We start from the raw sequence: 24,741 nt of genomic DNA, 5'->3' as shown, positions 1-24,741 counted from the left end.
CTGAAATAGTTGTGGCTGGACCCCGGTCCGTTTTGCTGCTCGCATAACTGTTCCTCATTTCTAATCAGGTATTTCTATTATTCTACCATATCGAGTATTCGTGGTGTTTTTCACCACACTTCTAAAAGCCTATCCTCGAATGTCCTTTCATATTTCAATAAAAGGAGATATCGAAATGAATTACCGAATTGAACAAAAAAGGTCTTTTGAGATGTTTGGAGTTTATGGTCTTATAAATTCGGACATGAAAACAGCATTTTCTGAAGTACCTCAATTCCGTCAAAAATGTGATGATGATGGTAGCGTTGAACTTATGAACGAATTACTGGGACGGTTCAGTAACACCGTATTGCACGCTGCCTTATATGATAACACGGGAGAATCTTTCAAATACATGATATGTTATCATTTACCAAAGGGACTTGAAATGCCGGAGAGATTTACAAAACTTTCTGTCCCCGCATTAACATGGGCTATTTTCCCGGAGCCGCAATGTGATTTACAAAAACTGCGGGTACGAATATATTCCGAGTGGTTTCCGACATCTGAATACGAACAGATTGAAGCGCCTAGTTTCGAAATGTATTATGGAATGGCAGGGTATCGACAGGGTGAAATTTGGATACCAGTTAAGAAAAAATAATTTTTTCACTCCATGCGACATGCATGTGTTTTTCATCGGCCACCCGTCGTACTACCAAAAATTCGGATTCGAATAAGCGCGACCACAAGGTTTTGAAAGGTGCCGAACGAGGTGTGTATGGTGGACATATTTTGTCAAAACGCCGGAATCAAAGGAGAGCGCCCGCAACGTTGTGGGCGGACGGAGCATGTTTCTTAAATAGGGATTCTCCGACTGCTGTAGCAGCCAAAAGATCCCCTTTTCCTTTGAAGTAAGAGCAGAAGAACCTCAAGTATTACATTCTAGGCCACCAGGAGATTGGTGGTCTAACTTCGTTTGAGGGCAGATTTTAACGACAACAAAAAATGAATTGACATTCCATATTTATCCATATAACATATGTTATATAACGCATGTAATAAAATGTATAGTTTTGATTGAGGAGATGTTGAGTAGATGCCTCCAAAAGCGGAGATAACGAAGGAAAAAGTATTAGATGCAGCGTTTGACGTTGTACGGGAACAGGGGCTTGATGTTCTAACTGCCAGAAGCATCGCCAAAAGGCTTGGATGTTCCACACAGCCTATTTACAGCGTGTATGGAAGCATGGATAAAGTAAAAGATGATGTGTTTAACAACACTGTTGATTTTGCTCTTGCCAGTATGAAAGAGTATGTCAATGATAAAAACGCACTTGCCATGAATTTGGTGCTCGGTTGCTTGCTATTTGCCCGAAACGAAAGGCATCTATTTCGAGCTTTGTATCTATCTGATTATCGAGGCGAATATTTTAAAAAGCACAAAGACAGACTTAACGAAGAAATTTATGCTGCTTTTTTTCAGATCGATAACCGGTTAACTACAATTGAAGAAAGTAAAATCAAGAAAATCTTTCTGAAAATTAGCACCTATTGGCTTGGAATTGGAACGCTGATCAATACCAACACAATGGAGCTTGATATTAATGAGGCTACAGAGATGATTGAAGAAATGTACAAAATTCTAACTGTAAAAGAAGGGTTAGTATAACCTAGCTAAATACGAATTGGAGGGAGCGGCATGATCGAAAAAATTGGAAACAAAATTGGTGAAGGCGCCTGTGCGGAAGTATTTGAATGGGAGGACCAGAGCAAGATCGTCAAAATGGCCAAACCTAACACGAGCACTAGAGCTTTACAAGAAGAATTGCATCATTGTCGGATCGCCTGGGAGTGCGGGCTACCTGTCCCAAAGCCATTTGATCAGGTGAATATTGAAGGTCGATTTGGTATTGTGTTCGAACGTATTTTTGGTGAAACTTTCTTGAAGCGATTTATTGATGGAGCCGTAAAGCAGTCACAACTGAACCTGCCAATTAATGTGTCCGAAAATTACTCTGATGTCCGAATGACGGCACGACTTTTATATCAAATCCATACACATTCTGTTCCAGATATGCCGAGCCAACGAGATTACATCAAGCATAACATTCGTCTTGCGTCATATTTGACTGAGGTAGAAAAAGCAGCAGTGATCACCCTATTGGATCAATTGCCTATGAAGCATCAGCTTTGTCATGGAGATCCGAATCCAGCCAATATATTGCTTCGTGATCATGATGCGGTTGTTATTGACTGGAGCAACGCTACATCCGGCAATCCGGAGGCGGACTTGGCCGAATATATTGTTATGATTCGCTATGCGATCTTGCCCTCTGATTGGCCAAATGAAGTAAGTGTCTTTCTAAATGCAACACGGGAGACCATAATTCGTATATTTATGGAGGAATACGAAAAGCTCTCCGGTATCGGTTATACAGACATCGAGCCCTGGATTGCTCCTATTGCTGCACGCAAGCTATCAGCCGATGCAATGTCTATAGAAGAAAAGCATTTGCTCGTGAAGGAGATTAGAAGAAGACTCCATTGTAATTAGGCTAACGATATTTTTCATTATTAACCAACTACTACCATTTATGGGGTTCCAATATTTGGTATGGTGAAGTACAACGATCGTAGTGAACTACTCGATTCAACTTCAGACAGGGGAGTATTTGTTGATGAAAGAGATTTTGTTCGATGACGTGCGATATAATATAGAAGACAGGAGACCGGGATGACCGGCCTTCTGTTTTTTGCTGCCTATCCATGACGCTAGCGGCCGCGTGGTTATTGTCTATACGCGGGCATGCCGTTGCTTTGATAATTAACAAACTCATTTTGTTGATACATCGGGGCATTTTGTTGAACAGCTTGCTCTAAGGAATGGCACATTTGAGAAACCTGCTGCATTTTTTGCATAGCAAGGTGATGGCCTTGAAGAGCGCTTTGAATGATTTGAGCTGCTCTTTGCTCCTTATGAGCCAGCTCACTCAGAATCATCGCATTTTGCTGCTCTTGGTGAAGCAGTTGCCGATACATCTGGGAAGCTTGCTCCGTTTGGCTCATCAGCTGGTTCAAGATTTGTTGGCACTGCTGAATTTGGTTAAATAAGTTTGGAGTATACATGTTTTTTGAGTCCTCCCTGAGTTGTTATTTGGATTGAGGAATGAGGTACCTGATCTATATTCCTCTGCTTGATTCGTTTTTATTCGGCTCTGGGACACGATGGTTAAATGGAAAATAAAACTCGTCCGTTCATGCGGTGACTGTGATCTGGATTGACCGCTCCGGTGCTGAATCATCCGTTTCTTCTTGATTGGTACGAGCGTCATATTGGTATGATCGCGGGGAAGTATCTCGGAGCCGCTCAACCGGAGGCAGCGGACTAGGCTTAACGATTTCGCAAAGAATGATTAGACAACATGGAGGCGAGCTTGCTGCAAACAATCATTCGGAGGGGGAGCGCTGCTGAAAGGCTGGATACCTGCAATCCCGAATCCATAATATTGCTGGAAAGCTGCGGATCTTGTTGAGACCGGGTGAGAATCGTATGACACGTTGAAACTTGCGATAAACTTGTCCAGATATCTGTTTATTGTTTATAATAATACGAGAATGATGATAGCTTAGTGTACATAGCAAGCTGGATTTAAAGATATGATAAGAAAGTAGGTAACATCATGGGTCGTAAATGGAATAATATTAAGGAGAAGAAAGCATCGAAGGATGCCAACACAAGTCGGGTCTACGCCAAGTTCGGCATCGAAATTTACGTAGCGGCGAAGAAAGGGGAGCCCGATCCCGAATCGAATCAAGCTTTAAAATTCGTGCTTGAGCGAGCTAAAACATACAACGTACCGAGAGCGATCATCGACCGGGCGCTCGAAAAGGCAAAAGGAAATTCCGAAGAGAGCTACTCGGAGCTGCGTTACGAGGGCTTCGGGCCGAGCGGTTCCATGATCATCGTGGACACGCTGACCAATAACGTCAACCGTACGGTAGCGGACGTGCGCTCGGTGTTTAACAAAAACGGCGGCAGCATGGGCGTCAACGGTTCGGTCTCGTATATGTTCAGTCCGACGGCCGTAATCGGGATCGAAGGAAAAACATCCGACGAAGTCCTCGAGCTGTTGATGGAAGCGGATCTGGACTTCCGCGACATTACGGAAGAGGAAGAGTCCATTATCATCTATGCCGAGCCGGAGCAGTTTCATGCGATTCAATCCGCGCTGAAGCAGGCGGGCATTACGGAATTCACGGTAGCCGAGCTTACGATGCTCGCACAAAATTACGTAACGCTTCCGGAGGACGAGCTTGCGAAGTTCGAGAAGCTTGTTGATACGCTGGAGGATCTGGAAGATGTTCAGCGTGTTTATCACAATGTAGAATTCCCGGAAGAATAATAGAACCGTAGGTTCACCATATGTTGGATGCAGGCTGCCGCGATGACCGGCAGTCTTTTTTTATGCTTTTCTCTCAAGACCGACGCGCTTCTACGCGGGGCAGCACGCGCAAGTCCGCTTCGCCGCGGCTCCGTACGACCTATGACACAGATCACTGTCAACGATAAAAAAATATGGTGTTATTACAGTATAGATTGTATAACAAGCGAACAGATCATCAGAGAGGAGAAGATGTAGCATGCTGACCGGAGTCATTTTGGCAGGAGGCCAAAACAGCAGAATGAATGGGGAGAACAAGGCGTTTCTGATGCTCGATCACATGACGTTCATCGACCGGCAAATTCGCGAGATGAAAAAGCACTGCAGTGAAGTCATTATCGTATCAAGCGATCCTGCGCCGTACTTGCGTACGCTGGAACGCGGAATCCGCATTCTCACCGACTATTATCCTGGAAAAGGTCCGCTTGGCGGCATGTATTCGGGGCTGACATTGGCAAGCAGCGATCGGGTATGGGTTGCTGGCTGCGACATGCCGTATATTTCGGATGCGGCTGCACAGTTGATGCTGGCCAGACTAGACGAGGGCATCGATGCGGTTCTGCCCTGGATCGACCACCAGCTTTACCCGCTGCATGGCGTATACCACCGCCGCTGCGCCCAACCGATTCGAGCGCTGCTGGAGCAAGGAGAGGTCACGTTCCCTCCGCTGCTTAAACAATTAATCTGGTGCGAGATGCCGGAAGGGGAGTTTCTAAAGAACCAGATCGATCCGCGGTTTGTGATCGCGATCAAGACGCCGGAAGATTATGAGCAGGCGGTTTCCTACTCCGAATCGCTGCAAATGAATTATCGGCTGGGGCTGTAATGTGAGCCGTGTCACTGCGCAGTCGTTGGGATAGCGGTACACTGAAATCAGGCTGACGTTACAAAAGCCCTTGATCGCCTGCCAGCCGGAGTAACGGTAACCCCTTCCGCACACGTATAACCTCACCTGCTACACAGGCAGATTGCCTGTGAATAGCAGGTTTTTGTATGCCGTTCAGGGAATTCCCTGAACCCGGCATCAGGAAAAACTTCTTTCCAGCCGGATGGTTCCCGTAATGCGACGGTTTTCTAAGGTTTTTGACAGCATCCATCCCCACGGCATGGTAGGGATTTTCCCCCTGAAAAGATCAGTAGAACCCCCGATTACAATATTTGGCTGAGCGAGGTATGATGAGATCAACAAGAAGTTGAAAGGAGTTTGAACAGAGTGACTGAAATCCAGCGAAAAGGAATAGATCAGGTGCTGTCGGCGGAAAGCCTGGATAAATTGAAAAGCATCATGTACACCAAAAAAGTGGAGAAAGGCGCTTATCTTTTCTGGGAAGGGGAAGCCGCAGATAAATTGTACTTCGTTCTCAGCGGGCGCGTCCGTACCACGAAAAATTCGGATAGCGGAAGAAACTTTACGATATATCTTCACCAGCAAGGCGATTTGTTCGGTCAACTGGACCCGTTCCAGGATTCCGTTCACAGCTTTAGCGCCGAAGTTACGGAGAGCGGCAGCATCGGCATCATTCAACGCAAAGATTTGGAAGTGCTGCTATGGCAGCATGGGGATCTGGCCGTCGAATTCATGAAGTGGATGGGCCTGATGCACCGGATTACGCAAACCAAATTCCGCGATCTGCTGATGTTCGGCAAACCCGGAGCGATCTGTTCCCTTCTCATCCGGCTCAGCAATACGTACGGCATAACCGTCGACCAAGGCATCTATATTGAATTGAAAATAAACAATAGCGAAATGGCGGATATGATCGGAGCGACCAGAGAAAGCGTCAATCGGATGCTAAGCGATTTGAAGAAGGATGAGGTGATCGAATACCAAGGAGGCCATCTCATTATTAAAAATCTCGAATACCTTCGCAATATATGTCAGTGCGAGCATTGCCCGAAAGAAATTTGCAGAATGTAGGCGGCGTCGCCAAAAGGCGCAGCGTAATGAAAAATATGTAAAAAAACCATCCGATATTGTGATTTTATTCACATACTATTGTGCTCGATTCGTGTACATTCAAGATGTGAAAAGGAATATTTAAACAACCATTATATATTTGGGAGATGATCGTCATGGTAGTCAATTGGCTTAGAGAAAACCGGTACGCAGCAATGATTCTGTTGTTTGTTCGTCTTTATTTGGGATATGAGTGGTTCATCGCAGGGCTCCACAAGCTGACAGGCGGGTTCGACGCGGGAGGGTTCCTCAAAAATGCAGTGACGAAACCGATCGCGGATAAAGAAACAGGAGAGCTCATCTATCCGCTGTTTACCGGCTTCGTCAATCACTTCGCGCTGCCGAACGTAAAGCTCATTAATGTGATGATTCCGCTGGGTGAGTTTTTGGTCGGGCTTGGCCTGATCCTCGGTGCACTGACGACGGCGGCTGCCTTCTTCGGCCTGTTGATGAACTTCATGTTCATGTTTGCAGGTACCGTAAGCACGAACCCTTGGTTGATTTTGCTTGGTGGCATCGTGTTTATGGCCGGTGCGAATGCAGGGAAATTCGGCGTTGATTACTACGTGCTGCCTTATTTGAACAAATGGTTTGCTCCGAAAAACAAAGGAACAGGCGCTAAGCCTACACCGACTCGCGCTTAATTCCCGGTATGCATGCAGCAAACTTCGAACCAAGCTCCGTTGCGGCGGAACGTTCCAGCCAAGTGCATGATACAAATTTGAAAAGCACATGATCTCACAGGCCGTTATTCCGTAAGGAATGCGGCCTGTACCTGCTTCACATTCCGTTTAATGTCCGATGCAGCCATTCCTGTGGTGTGGAAGGTTGGGGGCAGAATGAACTTGTTGACAAAATAATGCTAATAATGTGATTTGTTTCACAGAGTATGCGGCTCAAGAGCGATACAATAAAGATGTAAAGAAATCAAACTGGCAATAGGGGAGGGAACCCGATGGCTGCGCGAACGAGAACCGATATGCCGGTAGCCGAGCCCGCTCATCCGACGGAATTGTTCCACGCTTTGGTCCGTCTGAAGGAAGAACATGAAGCGTTGAAGCAGACGATCGAACGGATGGAGCAGCAGGCAATGGACGTATTCGAAGGATGCGACGCTGCACTGCAGGTGCGCACGATCCGTGCTTTGCAGCAAGACACCACCCAACTGCTCGCCAAGCTCGAAGAACATTCCGCCTGGGAGGAGCAAGTACTGTTTCCGTTTTTGAACGAATACTTTCATAAGAGTGACGGGCCTTCCATTATCCCATCCTTCTGGGTACTTGAGAAGGATCATGAGCTGGCCAATGTATATTTGGACGCCTTCACGGATTTGGCGGATCGTTTGACCGTCTCCGATGACAACGTCAAAATCATCGGCGCGGCGGAGCATCTGGCGCAAGCATGCCATATTTTGAAAGGCCATCTTCAGATGGAGGAAGAGCTGGTGTACCCTTTGACCGATCAAATATTGACGGATGTAGATTATTTCTTCTCCTAGGGGGCGTTACCCATGGCTATTCACATTCACGGTAAACAAATGCAACTGACGCAGGCGCTGCAGGAATATGCCCAGCACAAGCTGGGCCCTTTGCAGCAGTGGTTTGAGAGCCCGGTAGACATCCAGGTGTCCATGGCCGTACAAGGACATAAGCATGAGCAGAGAGTCGAGGTAACGATTCCGTACCGCGGGGTCGTCTTCCGAGTTGAAGAGCGCCAGCCGGATATGTATGCTGCGGTCGACCTGGTCAGTGACAAATTGGCGAGGAAGCTGCGCAAATTCAAGGAAAAGGCGCGACGTAAGGCCAGATATCCGCATAACCCGGCGCTGCTGACCCGCCCCGAATCTCATGAAGAAGCGACGGCGGTAGACGAGGAGGACGAGTTTGCCGTCGTCCGTATCAAGACTGTGCCGGTGAAACCGGTCGATGTGGACGAAGCGATCTGGCATATGAATATGCTGGACCATCAGTTTCATCTGTTTCGCAATAAAGCTTCGAACGAGCTGGAGGTCGTGTATCGGCGGAACGACGGCACGTACGGACTGATTACGACTTGATTTAACGAATAACCGGCTGCTTATGCCGGTTATTTTGTATATATTCGGCTTTTCCTGGTTGTCATATGGAGATCCACAAATGTCCAGGCGCTGTATCTATACTGCACAATCGCGAGAAGGCTCCGTAGTTTACAACCTAGAGGGACAGGAATATACTGTTACTACATTGAGTGCGAAATATGCGAGCGTTCGGGGATTCGTCGCTCTGGTCGGCGGCTGCCGGTTGGCGATCCTGTACCGAGCCGGATTTCGAAGGAGGAATATTGTGATGAAGCTTCGCTGTGCGATATTGGACGATTACCAGCAAGTGGCGCTGGCCGCAGCCGATTGGACGCGGATTATGGACAAGGTGGAGGTCAAATGCATCCATCAGCATATCGACGATCCGGATGAGCTGGTCGAACAGATCGGCGACTGCGAGATTGTCGTCATGATGCGTGAACGGACACCGTTCCGTGCGCCGCTGCTTGCCCGGCTTCCGCGCTTGAAGCTGCTCGTTACGACCGGCATGCGCAATGCGTCGATCGATCTGGCCGCAGCCGCTTCGCAAGGCATTACCGTATGCGGCACGGGAGGCGCCGGCAACGCGACAGCCGAGCTCACGTGGGCGCTGATTCTCGGGCTCGCCCGCAACATTGTGCTGGAGCACAATGCCGTTCGCAGCGGCGGGTGGCAGAGCACGGTCGGGACGGATTTGTACGGCAAGACGCTAGGCGTGCTGGGACTGGGGAAGCTGGGCAGCAAGATCGCCGCGTTCGGACAAGCGTTCGGCATGGACGTTTTGGCGTGGAGCCAAAATTTGACGAAGGAGCGGGCCGACGAGGTCGGCGTGAAATTGGCCGCGTCCAAGGAGGAGCTTCTGGAGAGCAGCGACTTTGTGTCCATTCACCTTGTACTAAGCGATCGGACCCGCGGGTTGATCGGCGCTTCGGAGCTGAAGCGTATGCGCCCCTCAGCGTATTTGATCAATACGTCGCGCGCTCCGATCGTAGACCAAGCGGCGCTCGCCGAAGCATTGCGGAACGGCTGGATCGCCGGTGCCGCAGTCGATGTATTCGAGGTGGAGCCGCTGCCGAAGGATCACGCGTTCCGCTCGCTTCCGAATCTGCTGACGACGCCGCATATCGGTTACGTATCGAAAGCGAATTATGAGGCGTTCTATGGGGATGCGGTCCAAGATATTGAAGCGTATTTAGCCGGATCGCCGGTTCGGATGCTCACATGATTGCCGCTTGAACCGCTTGTGCGAGGGTGGCGCACGGGGTCGTAATCTTACGCTTCGAACGACACCGCGTAATTTAAAGATTGACATTATTTTACTCAGGTTCTATATTAATATTATTCATATCGCTTACGGCAGAGGCTTGAGTCCTGGAGAAAACCTTACCCGTAACCATATCCTACCGCACTATTGCGGTCGGGTATGTTTACATGGGTAAGGTTTTTTTGTGCCCGGATGAAACGTTTCGATGGGGATCCAGATTCCGGCGTCTAAAGCGATATTAGGTTGTAAACGCAACCAATGGGTTGAAAGCACTTGCATTACAATGTCAGTTCCGCTGTACAATGATCGGTCCAAGAACGAAGGGGGAGCGAGGGTAGCGGGCATTCTGGCGTCACAAGCCATAGGCGTCTACAGCAGGAAGATCGGCGCTTGCTTGTTGAAAGGGGTGGTTGGAGTCTTTGAACGTCATGCCGCACAGGCGTAAGTACCGATGCGCCGATGGCGATGCGAGAAGGCGGTCTGTGAATGAAGAAGTGAACTAGACAAAAAAAACATAACGAATCTTAACGTCAAAGAGGAGAGTCACAATGATTAATCCGTTAAAAAAAATTACGCTGCCGCTGCTGATCGCAGCCTTGGCAGTAACAGGTTGTTCTTCTGCCAAGCCGGCAGCTTCGGGCGATACGAAAACGGGAGACACTGAATTCAAGGTATCTACCGATCCCGTTACCTTAAAGTTTTTTGCCAATGTAAGCCTCACGGATGTCGAGTATAAAATGTTCTTTGTGGACCCGCTTAAAGCGAAATATCCGCACATTACGCTGGAAAAAATGGAAGGAAGCCTGGACAAGCTGATCGTTGCCGGAGAAATGCCAGATCTCATTTTTTCCGATAACGACTGGCACATGCCGCTCGTGGCTCTTGATCTGCCTGCAGACATAACGGATTTGATCACCAGATCCAAGCTGGACCTCAGCAAGTTTATCCCGGAAAATGTGCAAGCCATCCGTAATCTCGATCCGAACGGGAAAGAAATGCAAGGCGTTCCCGTAGGCCGCAACACCGGGGCATTATTCTACAATAAAGACATCTTCGACAAGTTTGGCGTCCCGTATCCGAAGGATGACATGCTTTGGAGCGAAGTGCTGGATTTGGCCCGCAAGGTGACGAGATTGCAGGACGGCGTTCAATATATCGGTTGGGACCCGCGCTTCCCCGACCATATCATTAGTCCTTATACGCAGGCGTTCGTCGATCCGAAGACGAATAAAGCGCTCGTCGATATTCCGATGTACCGGAAAATTTTGGAGCTGTTCCAAGCGAACTATGATATTCCTGGCGTCGTCACGGGGAAATCGTACGCTTATGCCGAGGGCACGTTCATGAAGGATAAGCGGCTGGCTATGGAGGCCGACTGGGTTTCCAAAATCCTCAGTCAGTTGATCGAGGCCGAAGAGAAGGGCGGCGCACCGAACTGGGATATGGCAACGAACCCGACCTATGAGGATCGGAAAGGCAAAAATCGTCATGCGCTGACGAATATGCTGATCATTAGCAAGGGCAGCAAACATAAGGAACAAGCGATGCAGGTCATTCAGCTGCTCACCTCCAAAGAGCTGCAAATGCAGATGAGTAAGTTCTCCCGGATTCCCGTATTGAACGACCCGGAACTTGAGAAAGTATTCGGAACCGAGAACCCGATGCTGAAAAGCAAAAATACGGCGGCGATCTTCAAATACCCGGCTACGCCAACGCCGACGCCTAACAAATACGATAAAGAAGTTCAGGCGCTCATCCGCAACATGCGGGCGGAATTGGCTCTGAATAAGAAGGATATCAACACCGTTCTCCGCGAGACGCAGGATGCGGCCGACAAGAAGATTGCCGAATTAATGAAGCAATAAAGAAATACGCAGCGAAAAAGGTTAGAGACGAACACTGGCGTCATCATGCAGTGTTCGTTTTTTCGTATCGGGAGCGGCCAGCATGCCGCTACGCATCGGTTCGCGGAACCAGAGGCACGCGCTGGGATGCAACACATACCTTGCATCATTTCTTGTCGCATGACGATCAGGTCTGGTATACTTTCATGAACGGCACAAATTCGCTCAATAAGGATGTTGTTCATGAACACAATAATGGAATATATCGCCATCAACATATGGATTGGCTTAATTACGATTCTTTTATGGATCAATGACGGAACGTTTTCGATGCTTGACCGGAATATCGTCTTTCTACTGGCGATTACCGGAATGATCCGCATTCGAATGGAATGGAAGAAAAGTAAGCAAGCCTCGGGGAAATAGCCGTACTATAATAAACGGTTCATAAGCCGGTTGCTCTGTGTACGAGAGCGGCCGGCTTCTTTGCGTGCAAGTCATGACCGGAATTGTCCTTTGACAACATAATGGTCATAACGCTATACTATACCATGTCATTGACATTGATAATCATTATCAATAATTTGTTCGTTTGGGGGCATGAAAATGAAAAACAAGCTGTTCATCGCCTTACTGCTGCTGTTGATGATTGTATCCACCGCATGCGGCAGCCGGGCAAGCCACCAGGAGAGCGGATCTACCCAAGGTTCCGCTACCATAACGTACCCATCCGAAAGCGGACCTGTAGAGGTCCCGGCTCAACCAAAGCGGATCGTTGCCTTGACGAATGCGCCGAACGTGCTCGCACTCGGCGGAACGCTGGTCGGCGTAGATCAGTGGACGAAGGAGAATCCGCTGTTCACGAAGAAGCTGGAGGGTGTTCAAATTGTATCGGATGCGGATCTGGAAAAAATTGCGGCGCAAAATCCCGATCTGATCATTGCAGGCGCGCAAATGAAAAATATGGCCGAGCTCAGCAAAATCGCGCCTACCGTCATGTATACTTGGGGCAAGCTGGATTATTTGCAGCAGCAGTTGGAGATTGGAAAGCTGCTGAACAGGGAAAAGGAAGCGCAGGCATGGATCAACGATTTCAAGCAGCGCGCGGGAGCGGCAGGCAAGGAGATCAAATCCAAGCTCGGCGAGAATGTCACCGTGTCGGTGTTCGAAACGGATGCAAAAAACTTCTATGTATTCGGCGACAAATGGGCTCGAGGTACCGAGATTTTGTATCAAGCGATGGGACTGAAGATGCCGGAGAAGGTCAAGTCCGACGCGCTCGGACCCGGCTACTACTTGCTGTCCCAAGAGGTTTTGCCGGAATACGCAGGCGATTATCTGATACTTAGCCGAGACTTGGCCGGGGATGCTTCATTCAAGAAATCGGCCATATGGAACAAGATTCCTGCGGTTCAAAATAACCGCTTGATTGAAATCGATCAGAAAGCTTCAACATATAGCGATCCGATTACGCTGGAATATTTGCTGGGCATTTTCAAAAAAGGCTTTCTGGGAAAAGAATAGGCTGCGACCGGTACGACAGCTGCGCTTCGCCATTGCGATTAGCATCAGGCTGTCAGCTTCAAAAGGAAAGGGATGCGGAAGGTTTTTCCTGCACATAATAAATGATGAATCATAGCAATCGAGAAGAAATACAGCTGCCATGATTATGCTACTATAATTGCAGATGAGCCACCCATTCCAAAGGAGCTGTGAACCTTATGACGATCCGATTGAATCCGTATTTGAATTTTGACGGCAATACGAGAGAAGCCGTCCTCTTCTACGAGAAAGCGCTGCGAGGGCAATTGCTAAGCTTGACGACCTTCGGAGATATGCCGGCGGACCCGAATTATCCGCTGCCGGAAGGGGCCAAGGACCGCGTCATGCATGCGCTTTTGAAGGTAGGGGAAGGGGAATTGATGTTCTCCGATACGTTCCCGGGCATGCCTCATCAGCCGGGCGATACGGTAACGATTGCGCTTCATCCCAGCGAGGAGTCCGAAGCAAGAGGAATTTTTGCCGCACTGGAAGACGGCGGACACGTCGTCATGCCGCTTCAGAAGACAGAGTGGAGCCCCTTGTACGGTATGTTAAAAGACAAGTTCGGCGTTATTTTCCAAGTCAATGTGGCTGCGGAGCACCCGAAGCCATAACGCATCGCCATTCCATATGGCCGGCTGATCAAGCCTCCTGTTCACGGTTGAACAGGGGGCTTTTTCACGTGTTAAAGAAGAACAAGCTGGCGGACGGCACATCGCGCCATTCACAGGAGGAAGCTTGTAGACGGCGAACCGCTCTTGATGGTACTTGACAGCACTTGACGTGGCGAACGTATGATCTTATTACGCATTGTTCCCTGTTTGACAAGCTTCTCACCTTCAAGCTATTGTAGATATACAAAGTCTCGGATTGAACGGAGGAAGCGCAATGAAGTTTTCCAAAGCGACAAATTATGCCCTGCACACGATGCTGTTTCTTGTCGCGGCGACGCCGGACAAACATATTGGGGTTCAGCAGCTCGCGGAGCAGCAGTCGGTTTCACCCACGTATTTGTCCAAAATATTGACCAAGCTGGTCAAAGCGGGAATGATCGAATCCGCTTCCGGCGCCAACGGCGGTTACCGGTTGAAGCGGAAATGGGAGGACATATCGTTTCTTGACATCATTCACGCCATTGAAGGGACGGCTTCCTTGTTCGACTGCGACTTCGATCACGGCCCCGATTGCAAGATTCAAGAGGTCATGATGGCCGCAGAGTCGGAGATGGAGGCCTACTTGCAACGACAAAAGCTGTCCGATCTGGCCAAAAATGTCAAGCTTTCATTGTAAACGGCGGCGTTGATCATATAAGGTTTTCGGGGTGGAGAAGGAGCAGATTGCCGCGAGGCAGCTGCTCCTTGCTTCGTGTGGGCGGAAAGGAACGGCTCGTTAGGTACTCGGTACTAGAGCAACTTAGTACTAGGAATTATCGTGCATTGCTATACAATGAATATGACACAATTTTTGCATACCGGAGGATAACCATGGCGCTCAACGTGAAAATCGCAGGCACGGGCATCAATTTGCCCGGTCGCGTCGTTACCGATACGGAAATGGATGCCAGGCTGCAAGTGAGGCCGGGCTGGGTCAATAAAAAAACAAATGTGCATACGAGACATTTTATACATCAGGAGACGGCTTCCCAGATGGGAGCGAGAGCTGCGCAGAAGGCGCTTGAAGCGGCAGGGCTTACGTTCGGCCAAATCGATTGCCTGGTCTGTGCAAGTGCGACGATGGAGCAGCCGATTCCATGCACTGCAGCCTTGATTCAAACGGCAATGGGGCAGGAGCACTCCGGCGTTCCTGCATTCGACGTCAATTCCACTTGCCTGAGCTTTGTGACGGGACTGGATGTAATGTCCTATATGGTTCATGCCGGGCGGTACAAGAGGGTACTGCTGGTCTCGACGGAGGTCGCGTCCAAAGGCTTGAACTGGCAGCAAAAAGAAAGCGCGGCCTTGTTCGGAGACGGAGCGGCCGCTGTAGTGATCGAACAATCCGCCGGCGAGCCATCCCGGCTGCTGCATGCCGCGATGCAAACGTACAGCAGCGGGGCGCGCTATTCCGAAATTCGCGGCGGAGGAAGCGCCTTGCATGCCAGCGAATATCGCGAAGCGGCAGAAGCCGACTATTTGTTCGATATGAACGGCGAAGCGATCTTTCGGATGGCTTCCCGGCTGCTGCCGGATTTTTTGCGAGGGATACTGGAGGCCACCGGAAGCAGGATCGGCGACTATCGGCTGGTGATTCCCCATCAGGGCAGCGCGATGGCGATGAGGCTACTCAGTAGAAGGCTTGGAATATCGGAGGAACAACTCATGTACATTACGCCGGACCGCGGCAATACGATCGCAGCCTCCATTCCGATGGGGCTCCACGAGGCTGTCCGTCAGGGACGAATCGAACGCGGGGATCGTGTGCTGCTGCTCGGGACATCGGCCGGATTTTCGTTAGGAGGCATCGATTTTGTATACTGATCGCGAAGCTTCCCTGCCGAAGGCGCGCGGCTGCAAGGTGCTGATTACAGGCGGCCGCGCCCCGGCGGCGCTGGAGCTGGCGCGCCTGCTGGCGGCGGCCGGCTGCGTGGTGATCGCGGCGGAAAGCGCGGCGCATCATCTATGCCGGACTTCGCGATTCGTGAAGCGAAGCTTCCGCGTGCCGCCGCCGGCCGATGAGCCGGCTTCCTTCGTCGCAGCGCTCGAAGCGATCATCCGGGAGGAAAAGATCGATTGGCTGATCCCGACGTGCGAGGAGCTGTTCGTCATAGCAAGCGCCCGTGACAGGCTCAGCTCGTGGTGTCGCGTGTTCACGGCACCGCTCGGCCAGCTGCGGAGGCTGCACAGCAAGTGGCAGTTTATTCGCCACGCGGAAGCGCTGGGCTTCGCCGTTCCGAAGACGGTGCTGATCCCCTCTGCTGCGGACTGGCACGAGTTCGCGCGCTCTGGCGATCTGGAGGAAATGCTCGCAGCGGGAGGCTGTGTATTGAAGCCGGAATACTCTCGCTCCGCAGCAAAGGTGCGCATCGCAAGGAGCAGGGAAGAAGCGGAGGCAGCGAAGCTGGACCCGCGAAGCTTCCCGTGGGTCGCCCAGCAGTATATTGCCGGTCGCGGTATATGTACATACAGCATCGCGCACAGGGGGAGATTGACCGCCCATGCGGCTTATGCGGCGCAGTATCAAGTCAACGGCGGCGCTAACGTATATTTCGAGACGCTGACCCACCCGGCGGTGCTGGCATGGGTGTCCCGTTACACCGCGATGGACAGGTTTCACGGCCAAATCGCGTTTGATTTTATCGAAACGGAGGAAGGCAAGCTGTTTCCGATCGAGTGCAACCCAAGAACGACCAGCGGCATTCATTTGCTGGCCGGGCAACCGGAGCTGCTCTCCGCGCTGCTGCGCCCCGAAGCGCTGCACGATAAGGTGGTTCAGCCCATGCCGGGCAACCGCGCGATGCTGTCGCTGCCCATGCTTGCCGTCGGACTTACAGGCCGGCTGCCTTGGGACGCCTGTCCGGCATGGCTTGCCAAATGGCTGCGGGCCGCCGATGTGACGTTCCGGTGGTCCGACCCGCTTCCCTGCCTGGAGCAGCTGTTCATGCTGCTGGACATGTACCGCACGGCTGCGGCACAACATTTGACCTTGATCGAGGCATCGACCTGCGATATCGAGTGGAACGGCGGTGAATTATGAAGGCGTTAGTTACAGGAGGCACCGGATTTCTAGGGCGCAGGCTGGCCATCCGGCTTCGCGATGCGGGCTGGGAGGTGACGGCGATGGCCAGACGCGGGGATGCCAGGCAAGCGCTGCATGCGAGGGGGATTCGTTTCCTTCAAGCGGATTTGCGCAATAAGGAAGCGGTACTCGAAGCGTGCGCCGGACAAGACGCCGTATTTCACTGCGGCGCTCTGTCCTCATCCTGGGGAGCGTATCAGAAGTTTTACGATACGAATGTAACGGGAACGGCGCATGTGATCGAAGGCTGCATCCGGCATGGCGCGGCGCGGATGATCCATGTGTCGACGCCGAGCGTGTGTTTCGGCTCCGGGCACAGGATGAACGTGCGTGAGACCGACCCGCTGCCTGCCCGGCCGGCCAGCTCGTACGCGGCCACGAAACAGCTCGCGGAAGACGCGGTGAATCGGGCTGTTGCGGCCGGACTGCCTGCAATCATCATCAGGCCCAGGGCGGTGATCGGGCCGGGGGATACGTCGATCCTGCCTCGGCTGATCGCGGCCAATGCACAGCGAAGGCTGCCGATGATCGATCAAGGCCGCGCCTTGATTGATTTAACGTATGTGGACAACGTCGTGGATGCCATGGTGCTGTGCCAGAAGGCGCCGGCGGATCGGATCGGACGCACGTATCATATCTCGAATGGAGAACCGCTGCCTTTCGCCGAAGCGGCGCAGCGGTTATTCCGCAAGCTGGGACAGCCGCTCCATGCGAAGCGGCTGTCCTTCGCCGCCGCCTATACGGCAGCCTCGCTCATGGAGCTCACGGCTGCCTTGCTGCCGGGCAGCCGTGAGCCGATGCTGACGAGAGCCGTCGCGGGGATGATCGGCCGCAGCCAAACGCTCGATATTGGCGCAGCGCGCAGTGAACTGGGGTACACCCCGCACATCAGCATCGACGAAGGGCTGGATGCTTTTGCAGCCTGGTGGAGGGAATGCAGCCATGACGCCTAGACTTGCGGTAACACGAAAAGTAAAGCTTCGCCTGTTCGCGGCCGGTTACTGCAAGCACCCGGAATGGATCACCATTCGCGGCGGCGGGGTGGCCGCCATCCGGATTCCGGCATTATTCGCATGCATCGAGCATCCGGAGGCAGGCATACTTCTCTGGGACACCGGCTATGCAGATCGCTTCCTGACGGAAACGGAGAAGCTGCCGAACCGGCTGTACCGGGCCGTAACGCCGGTATGGATTCGCAGTGAAGACAACGCCGTCCGGCAGCTGGCAAGTGTGGGCATTGCGCCTGAGCAGGTGAAAGGGATCATCATCTCGCATTTCCATGCCGACCATATCGCCGGACTGAAGGACTTCCCCGCAGCGTCGTTCTACTATACGCAGGAAGCTTATGAAGGCGTACGCCTCCTTCGGGGCATAGCCGCCGTGCGGAAAGCGTTCCTGCCGGGGCTGCTGCCTGCGGATTTCGTGCAGCGTTCGCGGATCATTCCCCCCGCGAGGAGGATCGACCCTCCCGTGAACGATCCGTTCCCTGATGCCATGGACGTTCTCGGCGACGGCAGTCTGCTGGCCGTCGGGCTGCCGGGGCATGCCGCCGGCCAAATCGGGCTGCTGCTCTCCACGCAGCAGCAGGATTACTTGCTCTGCGCAGACGCGGTATGGTCGAGCGCGGCCTACCGGGAGCATCGTCCGCCGCATCCGCTCGCCGGGCTGATGATGGAGAGCAAGCGGCAGTACGATCAGAGTTTGGAACGATTGGTCCGGCTGCACCGGGAGTTCCCGGCGCTGCGGATTATTCCTTCGCATTGCCCCGAGGTGTGGGAGAACAGGGTGAACGGGGGATCGGAATGATGAAGCTGCCCGATCCATGGCATATCGTATGGCATTATATGGCGACTTTACACCGGCAGCGCCAGCATGGGCACGACCGTTCGCGTCTGGAACGCTGGCAGGAGCAGCAGGTGCGGCGACATATACAGAAGGTGCGCAAGCAATCCGACTTTTACCGGGAATTATGGGGAGACCGGCCGATCGAGGAATGGCGGTCTTACCCTGTTATCGAGAAAAGCCGGATGATGGAGGAGCTGGACCGGCTGAATACCGCAGGCATACGGAAACAATCGGCAATGGATCTGGCGCTCGAGGCGGAACGCACCCGCGAGTTTACGCCCATGATCGGGGATGTGACGGTAGGCTTATCCTCCGGCACATCGGGCAGCAGGGGATTGTTTCTGGTCAGCCGTGAAGAGCGGCTGGCATGGGCGGGAACGGCGCTGGCCAAACTATTGCCGGGTCCGCTGTATGGCCGTCAATGCATCGCCTTTTTCTTGCGGGCGAACAGCAATTTGTACGGTTCCGTAGGGAGCCGGCGCATCGATTTTCAATTTTACGATTTGCTCGACCCGCTGTCGTCGCATGTGGCCAGGCTCCATCGGCAGCAGCCCGATCTGCTGGTTGCCCCGGCTTCGATGCTGCGTCTGCTCGCAGACCTCCGGCGCGACGGACGGTTGCCTATTCATCCACGGAAAATCGTATCGGTAGCCGAGGTGCTCGATCCGCTGGATCGCAGCAAGATAGAGGCCGCATTCGGCCTGCCGGTGCATCAGGTTTATCAGTGCACGGAAGGATTCCTTGCGGCAACCTGCGCTCACGGAACGCTGCATATCAACGAAGACGTGGTGTACGTGCAAAAGGAATACGTCGATCGCGCATCAGGCAAGTTCGTCCCGATCATTACGGACTTCTCCCGCATCACCCAGCCGATTATCCGTTACCGGCTGAATGATTTGCTGACGGAGCGCAAAGAGCCTTGCCCTTGCGGAAGCCCGTACATGGAGCTTGACCGCATCGACGGCCGCTGCGACGATATATTTTACTTCCCGTCTGCGAGCGGGGAGGGGCTCGTTCCTATATTTCCCGACTTCATCGCCCGGCTCATCGTATCGTCTTCAGCCGAAGTGACGGCTTACCATGCCGTTCTTCATGCTCCCGATGCATTGGAGCTGGCGCTGGAGGTTCCCGGTGAAGGCGAGCACCGTAGGGATGCCCAGCTTGCGATTGTTGAGTCGCTGCGGTCGTTAGCCGAACGGACGAAGAGCAGGCCTCCGGCCGTGAACTTCACGGCATATCGTCACGTACCGGGAGAACGGAAGCTGCGGCGTGTGGAGAGGAGGTTTTCGCTTGACGGCGGGAACGGACATTCATTGGTATGAAAGGGACACCGTGGAAGGTCTTCCATGGCCCGATACGGCGGACGGCTTGTACGCCAGGCGGTACTTACTGCCCATGCTCGGGCATCCCATCAATACGTTCATTGCAAATATCCGAACGAAGCTATACGTTGTACAGGCCGGAGAGCATGTGATACCGGTCACGGTCAACGATGAGGAATATGACAACTCCTATGTATGTTCGCCGTACACACACTATGTCAGCTATGCGAAGCAGGAGCTGTACTTGATTCAATCCCGCGCAGCCCGATGCGTCTTGTCGGCGCTGCTTACGATCATGGGCGGGCTGTTCAAGGCATCCCGGTTCAACCGGACGGTCCACGTGAACAATTGGATGGTGTCCACCAATCTATATCCGCCATGCACTCCCGCTCAGATGAAGCGGGTGGCGAAGCTAGCGCGGGAACGGTTCCCCGGGCATGCGATCGTGCTCCGTTCTTTAACTGAATCGACCCATCGCGGACTGATGGATGCGCTGCGGCAGGAAGGCTACCGGCTGGTGCCAAGTCGGCAGGTATATTTTCTCCATCCATCGAATCCCGCCGCCATGAACGCCAAAGCGCGTTGGCTGATGAAGCGGGATTATGCGCTGCTCGCGTCGAAGCAATATGAAGTGCTGGACCACGAGGAGCTGCATCCCGGAGATGTTCCGCGTCTGACGGAGCTGTACCGTTTGCTCTATCTGGAGAAATACTCTTACGATAATCCGCAGTTCACGGAAGCGTTCTTCGAGCTCGCCCTGAAGGAACGTCTCCTGCATTTTCGGGCTTTGCGCAGCAAAGCGACGGGCCGTATCGATGCGGTCTTAGGGTATTTTTGCCGGAACGGGATCATGACGACGCCGGTATTCGGCTACGATACGTCGCTTCCGCAGGAAACCGGACTGTACCGGATGCTGTCTGCGGTTCTGATGGATACGGCACGAAGGAACGGCCATCTGCTTCATGAAAGCTCCGGTGCGGCTCAGTTCAAACGCAACCGGGGCGCTATCGCGGACATCGAGTACAGCGCGGTCTACGATGCTCATCTGCCTTGGCACCGAAGAGCAAGCTGGGCTTTTTTGCAAAGCGTGCTGAACCGGATTGGCGTTCCGCTATTGAAGAAATACAAGTTATAGACTCGCTTGAACCGCGCAGGTAATAAATAGGGCTGTCGTCCGACGGACCGGATTTCCGAAGGGACGAAGCTATAGGAAGAAGCTATGGGAAGAAGGGAGACAGCCGATGCTGGAACATGAAACCAAGATCGCTTTGGTGACCGGCGCGTCAAGCGGATTCGGACTTCTGACGTCCGTCGCGCTGGCGCAGCAAGGGTACCGTGTCATTGCCGCGATGCGCAATCCGGATAACCGCGGACCTTTGCTTGAACAGGCGGGCCAGGCGGGGGTAGCGGACCGTCTGGAGGTAGCCCGCATGGATGTGACGGACCACGGAACCGTTCATGCGGTCGTGGCGGATGCGATACGGAAGCACGGGCGCATCGACGCCTTGATCAACAATGCAGGCTATGCGGCCGGCGGGTTTGTCGAGGATGTGCCGATGGAGGCGTGGCGAGCGCAGATGGAGACGAATGTGTTCGGGCTTATTGCGGTGACCCGAGCGGTGCTTCCACATATGCGCAAGCAGGGCTTCGGAACCATTGTCAACGTAAGCAGCGTAAGCGGCCTCATGGCTTTTCCGGGGTACGCGCCGTACAGCGCATCCAAATTTGCGGTCGAAGGCTTCAGCGAGGCGCTGCGGCTGGAGATGAAGCCTTTCGGTATCCGCGTCGTTCTGATCGAACCAGGAGCGTACCGCACCGATATTTGGCGAAAAGGATTCGATGCGATCCATGTCTCCGAAGCGTCCCCCTATCGAGGTCTGTTGGACAAGGTGCTCGCCTACTCCAGGAAGACGAGCGAGACCGCTCCGGACCCGTCCGAAATCGCGCGTCGTATTGTCAAGATCGTCCGCTCGCCCAAGTCTCGATTCAGAACGATGTCGGGCCAAGGCGTCAGGCTCGCGGTCTGGGGGAGGACGCTGCTGCCCTGGAGCTGGTACGAAGCGATCATCATGCGGTTTCTGAAATAAACAAGGCGGCGCCCCGAATCAAGGATTGAATCGGAAGAAGACTCCCTAACATTAGCTGCTCAGCCCGAATAATCCTGAATACCTCCATAGTCAAAAAATGATTTTGACCGGAAGCGTATTCGTTTTGGCAATATTGATCTTTTTAACGGCGATCTCGTATCTTAAACCATGGGGGAAGAGACGGATACGTCATACTACATAATAACAAGACTGCTTGCGGGCAGTCTTTTTTTCGTGGTTCCAAGGGAGGGGAACCGTGCTATCGGGCGCCCTAATTCAGACTGCGAACGTATGACCGAACCATGACCAAAATTGTGACAATGGAAGGTTGTGGCAAGGAGCATATTTACGTAACGTATCATGTAAAAGCGCGCAGATAGGTGGGTTATCCTTGGCAAGCAAACAGGCAATCGTCCATCGCTTTTGCGATGAAGTATTCAGCAAAACAACGGAATCCCGGTTACACGAGCTGCTCCATTTCACGTTTACCGCCCGCTTCCATACGGGACATACGATGAAACGTACGGAGTTCCTCCAGTTCATCGGCCAAGTCTGGAAAAGCTTCTCCCATCTGCAATTCCGGACGGAAGACAGCATCTCCGACGGAGCGAAGGTTGCCGTGCGGGGAACGGTATCCGGCGTGCATGAAGAATGCTTTTACCGTCTTCCCGCAACCGCCAAATCGTTCTCCATGCCGGGGCAGGGCTTCTTTGATTTTGTGGACAACCAAATATCAGGGCTGTGGATCATGGTCGATCAACAGAAATGGATGAGACAGCTTGGATTGTGGAAAGTTTCCGAAGAAACCGCAGCGGAATCTCATGAACGCGGCTGGAAGGGAATGGAGCAGCCGTCAGCGGCACATGCTTCGGAAGCGTCACAAGCGGATTGGAATTGCATCCTCTTGTCGGAACGCGAGCTGGATATTATTCGGCTCGTAGCGCATGGCTGCACTTCGAAGAAAATCGGCGTACACCTGCACCTTAGCCCGCGTACCGTCGAGAAATATGAGGAGCATATTCGCCTGAAGCTTCGTGTCCCCAACCGGGCCGGCGTTATCGCCTGGGCGATCCGCAGCGGCGTCATGGATGCGTAATTTACGTAAGTTTACTACGTGGTTTTGCCGTAGTGCGTTCCTGACGCACTAAATATAATGAAAGCTGTCAGCCGCAGTACCGTAGATTCGAATGCGACCGTCTCTCATAAGGGGGTTCAGCGCCCGATGTCCTGGGAACCGATATTGGATGAGGCACTCCGCGGCACCGCCTTGGAGGTTGTACAGTCTATCGCCGTTCATCTCCGTCATTACGATGCGGAGGATGCCACCCTCAGCGGAGGCTCGGCCGGTCTGGCGGTTTTTTATCACTACCTTGACAGGGCCGGTATGGGGGATGGACATTCGTCCTGCCGTTTTCTCGAGCATGCGATGGATGCCGTCGCCACGACGCCAATGTCGGCTTCATTGTATGAAGGTCTGTTAGGCATCGCCTGGGCGGTTGCTCACCTGAGCGAACCACCCGGAGGCGGGGATACGCTGAACGACGTGGATTCGCTGCTTCTGGATCTGCTGCGAAGGCCTTGGCATGGCGATTTTGACCTTACCAACGGTCTCGTCGGCATCGGCGTGTACGCTCGTGAACGGCTGCCCTCCAGCGCTGCCGAGGAAATGCTTGCTTTGGTCGTCGCCCAGCTTGATTCGCTTGCAGTGAAGGACCCTGACGGCATCACTTGGTTCACGGGGCCGGAGCTGCTTCCGGCGGATGCCCGGATGAACGATGCGCCGGGAGGCTACTATAATCTGGGGATGGCCCATGGGGTTCCGGGTGTCATCGCCTTCCTAAGCCATGCCTATGCGCTTGGTGTGGAGAGGAGCAAGGTGCGGCGGCTGTTGGACGATGCGATCCGCTGGCTGCTCGCAAGGCGAATCGATTCTTCCGGAGCCGGGCAGTTTCCCCGGTGCATCGGACCCGGAATCGTGCCGGAACCGGCCAAGGCCGCATGGTGCCACGGCGATCCGGGTGTTGCGTCGGCGCTTATGCTGGCTGCCCAACGTATCGGTCAACCTCACTGGGAACAGACCGCGGCAGCGATCGGCCGACGGTCCGCCCTGCAGCTGCGCGAAGAGCCGCAAGTGGCGGAAGCCGGCTTCTGTCACGGCGCCGCCGGTCTGGCGCATCTGTTTCATCGGTTGTACCGGGCGACAGGTGATACGCAATTCAAGGCTGCCGCTGTTACGTGGGTGCGAAGAACGCTTGACATGAGAACGGATCAAGGAATCGGCGGCTACTTGGCGCTGACAGGTTCGCACGGAAAGACCGTCTGGACGCCAGAGCCCGGCATGTTGGCCGGCGCAGCCGGAATCGGCCTGTCGCTGCTCGCTGCGTCTACATCGATCGAACCGTTGTGGGACCGCATTTATTTATTATCCAATTGAAGATGGGAGAGATGAGCATGGAAGATTTCAAAAAAGAGCAAGCACCGGAAACGAAAGAGGTAAAAAAATTGGTTCTGAACAAAGAAACGGTGCGGGTGCTGAGCGATGAAGAGCTGAAGCAGGCTGCCGGCGGTAAGCCTTACGTGACCAAATGGTGGAGCGGCTGCGGCGGAACCTGCTGGATTTAATCGGACTGCGCGGTAGAGGTTGGCCCCCGGAAAGTTTTTTTCG

Annotated in this window: 26 protein-coding genes and 1 pseudogene; 26 read left to right on the top strand and 1 reads right to left on the bottom strand. The window is 52.9% G+C overall.

The genetic code is table 11. The features are described 5' to 3' along the window. Nucleotides 1–175 precede the first annotated feature (175 nt). From KXG62_RS21310 to KXG62_RS21300, 3 genes are all read left to right on the top strand, one after another. Nucleotides 176–643 carry a GyrI-like domain-containing protein gene (locus KXG62_RS21310; RefSeq protein ID WP_246627561.1) on the top strand — a complete coding sequence of 156 codons (468 nt, stop codon included), beginning with the start codon at nucleotides 176–178 and terminating at the stop codon, nucleotides 641–643. Between the two features lie 435 nt (nucleotides 644–1,078). Further along, nucleotides 1,079–1,651, top strand: coding sequence for a TetR/AcrR family transcriptional regulator (locus KXG62_RS21305; RefSeq protein ID WP_218094033.1), 573 nt, complete (start codon nucleotides 1,079–1,081; stop codon nucleotides 1,649–1,651). Nucleotides 1,652–1,681: 30 nt separating this feature from the next. Then, nucleotides 1,682–2,536, top strand: coding sequence for an aminoglycoside phosphotransferase family protein (locus KXG62_RS21300; RefSeq protein WP_218094032.1), 855 nt, complete (start codon nucleotides 1,682–1,684; stop codon nucleotides 2,534–2,536). A 233-nt stretch (nucleotides 2,537–2,769) separates the two neighbouring features. Here KXG62_RS21300 and KXG62_RS21295 read toward each other — a convergent pair whose 3' ends face one another. Then, nucleotides 2,770–3,108, bottom strand: a complete 339-nt coding sequence (locus tag KXG62_RS21295) for a hypothetical protein (RefSeq protein ID WP_218094031.1) — start codon at nucleotides 3,106–3,108, stop codon at nucleotides 2,770–2,772. A gap of 217 nt (nucleotides 3,109–3,325) precedes the next feature. Between KXG62_RS21295 and KXG62_RS34140 the strand changes: the two are divergent. The 23 genes and pseudogenes from KXG62_RS34140 to KXG62_RS21185 all read left to right on the top strand — a co-directional run. After that, a pseudogene (locus tag KXG62_RS34140) lies at nucleotides 3,326–3,486 on the top strand (ATP-binding protein); the annotation flags it as partial. Nucleotides 3,487–3,662: 176 nt separating this feature from the next. Next, entirely contained in the window at nucleotides 3,663–4,385 is a 723-nt protein-coding gene (locus tag KXG62_RS21290) for a YebC/PmpR family DNA-binding transcriptional regulator (protein ID WP_218094030.1), read from the top strand. A gap of 238 nt (nucleotides 4,386–4,623) precedes the next feature. Beyond that, on the top strand, nucleotides 4,624–5,250 hold the full coding sequence (gene mobA / locus KXG62_RS21285; protein WP_218094029.1) for a molybdenum cofactor guanylyltransferase: 627 nt from the start codon (nucleotides 4,624–4,626) through the stop codon (nucleotides 5,248–5,250). Nucleotides 5,251–5,637: 387 nt separating this feature from the next. Next, a complete protein-coding gene (locus tag KXG62_RS21280) occupies nucleotides 5,638–6,342 on the top strand; it encodes a Crp/Fnr family transcriptional regulator (RefSeq protein ID WP_246627560.1) in 705 nt (234 codons plus the stop codon). Nucleotides 6,343–6,497: 155 nt separating this feature from the next. Then, the gene (locus tag KXG62_RS21275) at nucleotides 6,498–7,025 is read left to right on the top strand and encodes a DoxX family protein (RefSeq protein ID WP_218094028.1); all 528 of its coding nucleotides are present in this window, start codon (nucleotides 6,498–6,500) and stop codon (nucleotides 7,023–7,025) included. Between the two features lie 311 nt (nucleotides 7,026–7,336). Continuing rightward, on the top strand, nucleotides 7,337–7,879 hold the full coding sequence (locus tag KXG62_RS21270; RefSeq protein ID WP_218094027.1) for a hemerythrin domain-containing protein: 543 nt from the start codon (nucleotides 7,337–7,339) through the stop codon (nucleotides 7,877–7,879). 12 nt (nucleotides 7,880–7,891) lie between these two features. Next, nucleotides 7,892–8,437 (top strand): ribosome hibernation-promoting factor, HPF/YfiA family, encoded by a 546-nt coding sequence (hpf, locus tag KXG62_RS21265; RefSeq protein ID WP_218094026.1) that lies wholly within the window; start codon nucleotides 7,892–7,894, stop codon nucleotides 8,435–8,437. Between the two features lie 268 nt (nucleotides 8,438–8,705). Then, complete coding sequence (locus KXG62_RS21260) at nucleotides 8,706–9,662, top strand: D-2-hydroxyacid dehydrogenase family protein (protein ID WP_218094025.1); 957 nt, start codon at nucleotides 8,706–8,708, stop codon at nucleotides 9,660–9,662. A 587-nt stretch (nucleotides 9,663–10,249) separates the two neighbouring features. Further along, nucleotides 10,250–11,566 (top strand): ABC transporter substrate-binding protein, encoded by a 1,317-nt coding sequence (locus KXG62_RS21255; protein WP_218094024.1) that lies wholly within the window; start codon nucleotides 10,250–10,252, stop codon nucleotides 11,564–11,566. Nucleotides 11,567–11,788: 222 nt separating this feature from the next. Then, nucleotides 11,789–11,971, top strand: a complete 183-nt coding sequence (locus tag KXG62_RS21250) for a hypothetical protein (RefSeq protein ID WP_218094023.1) — start codon at nucleotides 11,789–11,791, stop codon at nucleotides 11,969–11,971. 180 nt (nucleotides 11,972–12,151) lie between these two features. After that, the gene (locus KXG62_RS21245; RefSeq protein WP_218094022.1) at nucleotides 12,152–13,069 is read left to right on the top strand and encodes an iron-hydroxamate ABC transporter substrate-binding protein; all 918 of its coding nucleotides are present in this window, start codon (nucleotides 12,152–12,154) and stop codon (nucleotides 13,067–13,069) included. Nucleotides 13,070–13,266: 197 nt separating this feature from the next. Further along, complete coding sequence (locus KXG62_RS21240) at nucleotides 13,267–13,701, top strand: VOC family protein (RefSeq protein WP_218094021.1); 435 nt, start codon at nucleotides 13,267–13,269, stop codon at nucleotides 13,699–13,701. Nucleotides 13,702–13,975: 274 nt separating this feature from the next. After that, on the top strand, nucleotides 13,976–14,377 hold the full coding sequence (locus KXG62_RS21235; protein WP_218094020.1) for an Rrf2 family transcriptional regulator: 402 nt from the start codon (nucleotides 13,976–13,978) through the stop codon (nucleotides 14,375–14,377). A gap of 194 nt (nucleotides 14,378–14,571) precedes the next feature. Continuing rightward, a complete protein-coding gene (locus tag KXG62_RS21230; RefSeq protein WP_218094019.1) occupies nucleotides 14,572–15,564 on the top strand; it encodes a beta-ketoacyl-ACP synthase III in 993 nt (330 codons plus the stop codon). Then, nucleotides 15,554–16,780, top strand: coding sequence for an ATP-grasp domain-containing protein (locus tag KXG62_RS21225; protein WP_218094018.1), 1,227 nt, complete (start codon nucleotides 15,554–15,556; stop codon nucleotides 16,778–16,780). The genes KXG62_RS21230 and KXG62_RS21225 overlap by 11 nt, the downstream gene beginning before the upstream one ends. Then, nucleotides 16,777–17,775, top strand: a complete 999-nt coding sequence (locus KXG62_RS21220; protein WP_218094017.1) for an NAD-dependent epimerase/dehydratase family protein — start codon at nucleotides 16,777–16,779, stop codon at nucleotides 17,773–17,775. Before KXG62_RS21225 ends, KXG62_RS21220 begins: the two co-directional genes overlap by 4 nt. Then, nucleotides 17,765–18,628 carry an MBL fold metallo-hydrolase gene (locus KXG62_RS21215; RefSeq protein ID WP_218094016.1) on the top strand — a complete coding sequence of 288 codons (864 nt, stop codon included), beginning with the start codon at nucleotides 17,765–17,767 and terminating at the stop codon, nucleotides 18,626–18,628. The genes KXG62_RS21220 and KXG62_RS21215 overlap by 11 nt, the downstream gene beginning before the upstream one ends. Next, nucleotides 18,625–19,989, top strand: coding sequence for a F390 synthetase-related protein (locus KXG62_RS21210; RefSeq protein WP_246627559.1), 1,365 nt, complete (start codon nucleotides 18,625–18,627; stop codon nucleotides 19,987–19,989). Before KXG62_RS21215 ends, KXG62_RS21210 begins: the two co-directional genes overlap by 4 nt. Next, nucleotides 19,958–21,124 (top strand): GNAT family N-acetyltransferase, encoded by a 1,167-nt coding sequence (locus KXG62_RS21205; RefSeq protein ID WP_218094015.1) that lies wholly within the window; start codon nucleotides 19,958–19,960, stop codon nucleotides 21,122–21,124. Before KXG62_RS21210 ends, KXG62_RS21205 begins: the two co-directional genes overlap by 32 nt. 106 nt (nucleotides 21,125–21,230) lie before the next feature. After that, on the top strand, nucleotides 21,231–22,076 hold the full coding sequence (locus tag KXG62_RS21200; protein ID WP_218094014.1) for an SDR family oxidoreductase: 846 nt from the start codon (nucleotides 21,231–21,233) through the stop codon (nucleotides 22,074–22,076). Nucleotides 22,077–22,467: 391 nt separating this feature from the next. Next, complete coding sequence (locus KXG62_RS21195; RefSeq protein ID WP_218094013.1) at nucleotides 22,468–23,172, top strand: ester cyclase; 705 nt, start codon at nucleotides 22,468–22,470, stop codon at nucleotides 23,170–23,172. A gap of 126 nt (nucleotides 23,173–23,298) precedes the next feature. Continuing rightward, nucleotides 23,299–24,510, top strand: a complete 1,212-nt coding sequence (locus tag KXG62_RS21190) for a lanthionine synthetase C family protein (protein WP_218094012.1) — start codon at nucleotides 23,299–23,301, stop codon at nucleotides 24,508–24,510. A 17-nt stretch (nucleotides 24,511–24,527) separates the two neighbouring features. Beyond that, on the top strand, nucleotides 24,528–24,698 hold the full coding sequence (locus KXG62_RS21185) for a class I lanthipeptide (RefSeq protein WP_218094011.1): 171 nt from the start codon (nucleotides 24,528–24,530) through the stop codon (nucleotides 24,696–24,698). Nucleotides 24,699–24,741: the final 43 nt, after the last annotated feature.

This window comes from Paenibacillus solanacearum, from assembly GCF_910593845.1.
In the GTDB taxonomy this organism is placed as follows: Bacteria; Bacillota; Bacilli; order Paenibacillales; family NBRC-103111; genus Paenibacillus_G; species Paenibacillus_G solanacearum.
Note: the sequence above shows the minus strand (reverse complement) of the source record. Positions and strands in the feature narration are given on the sequence as shown.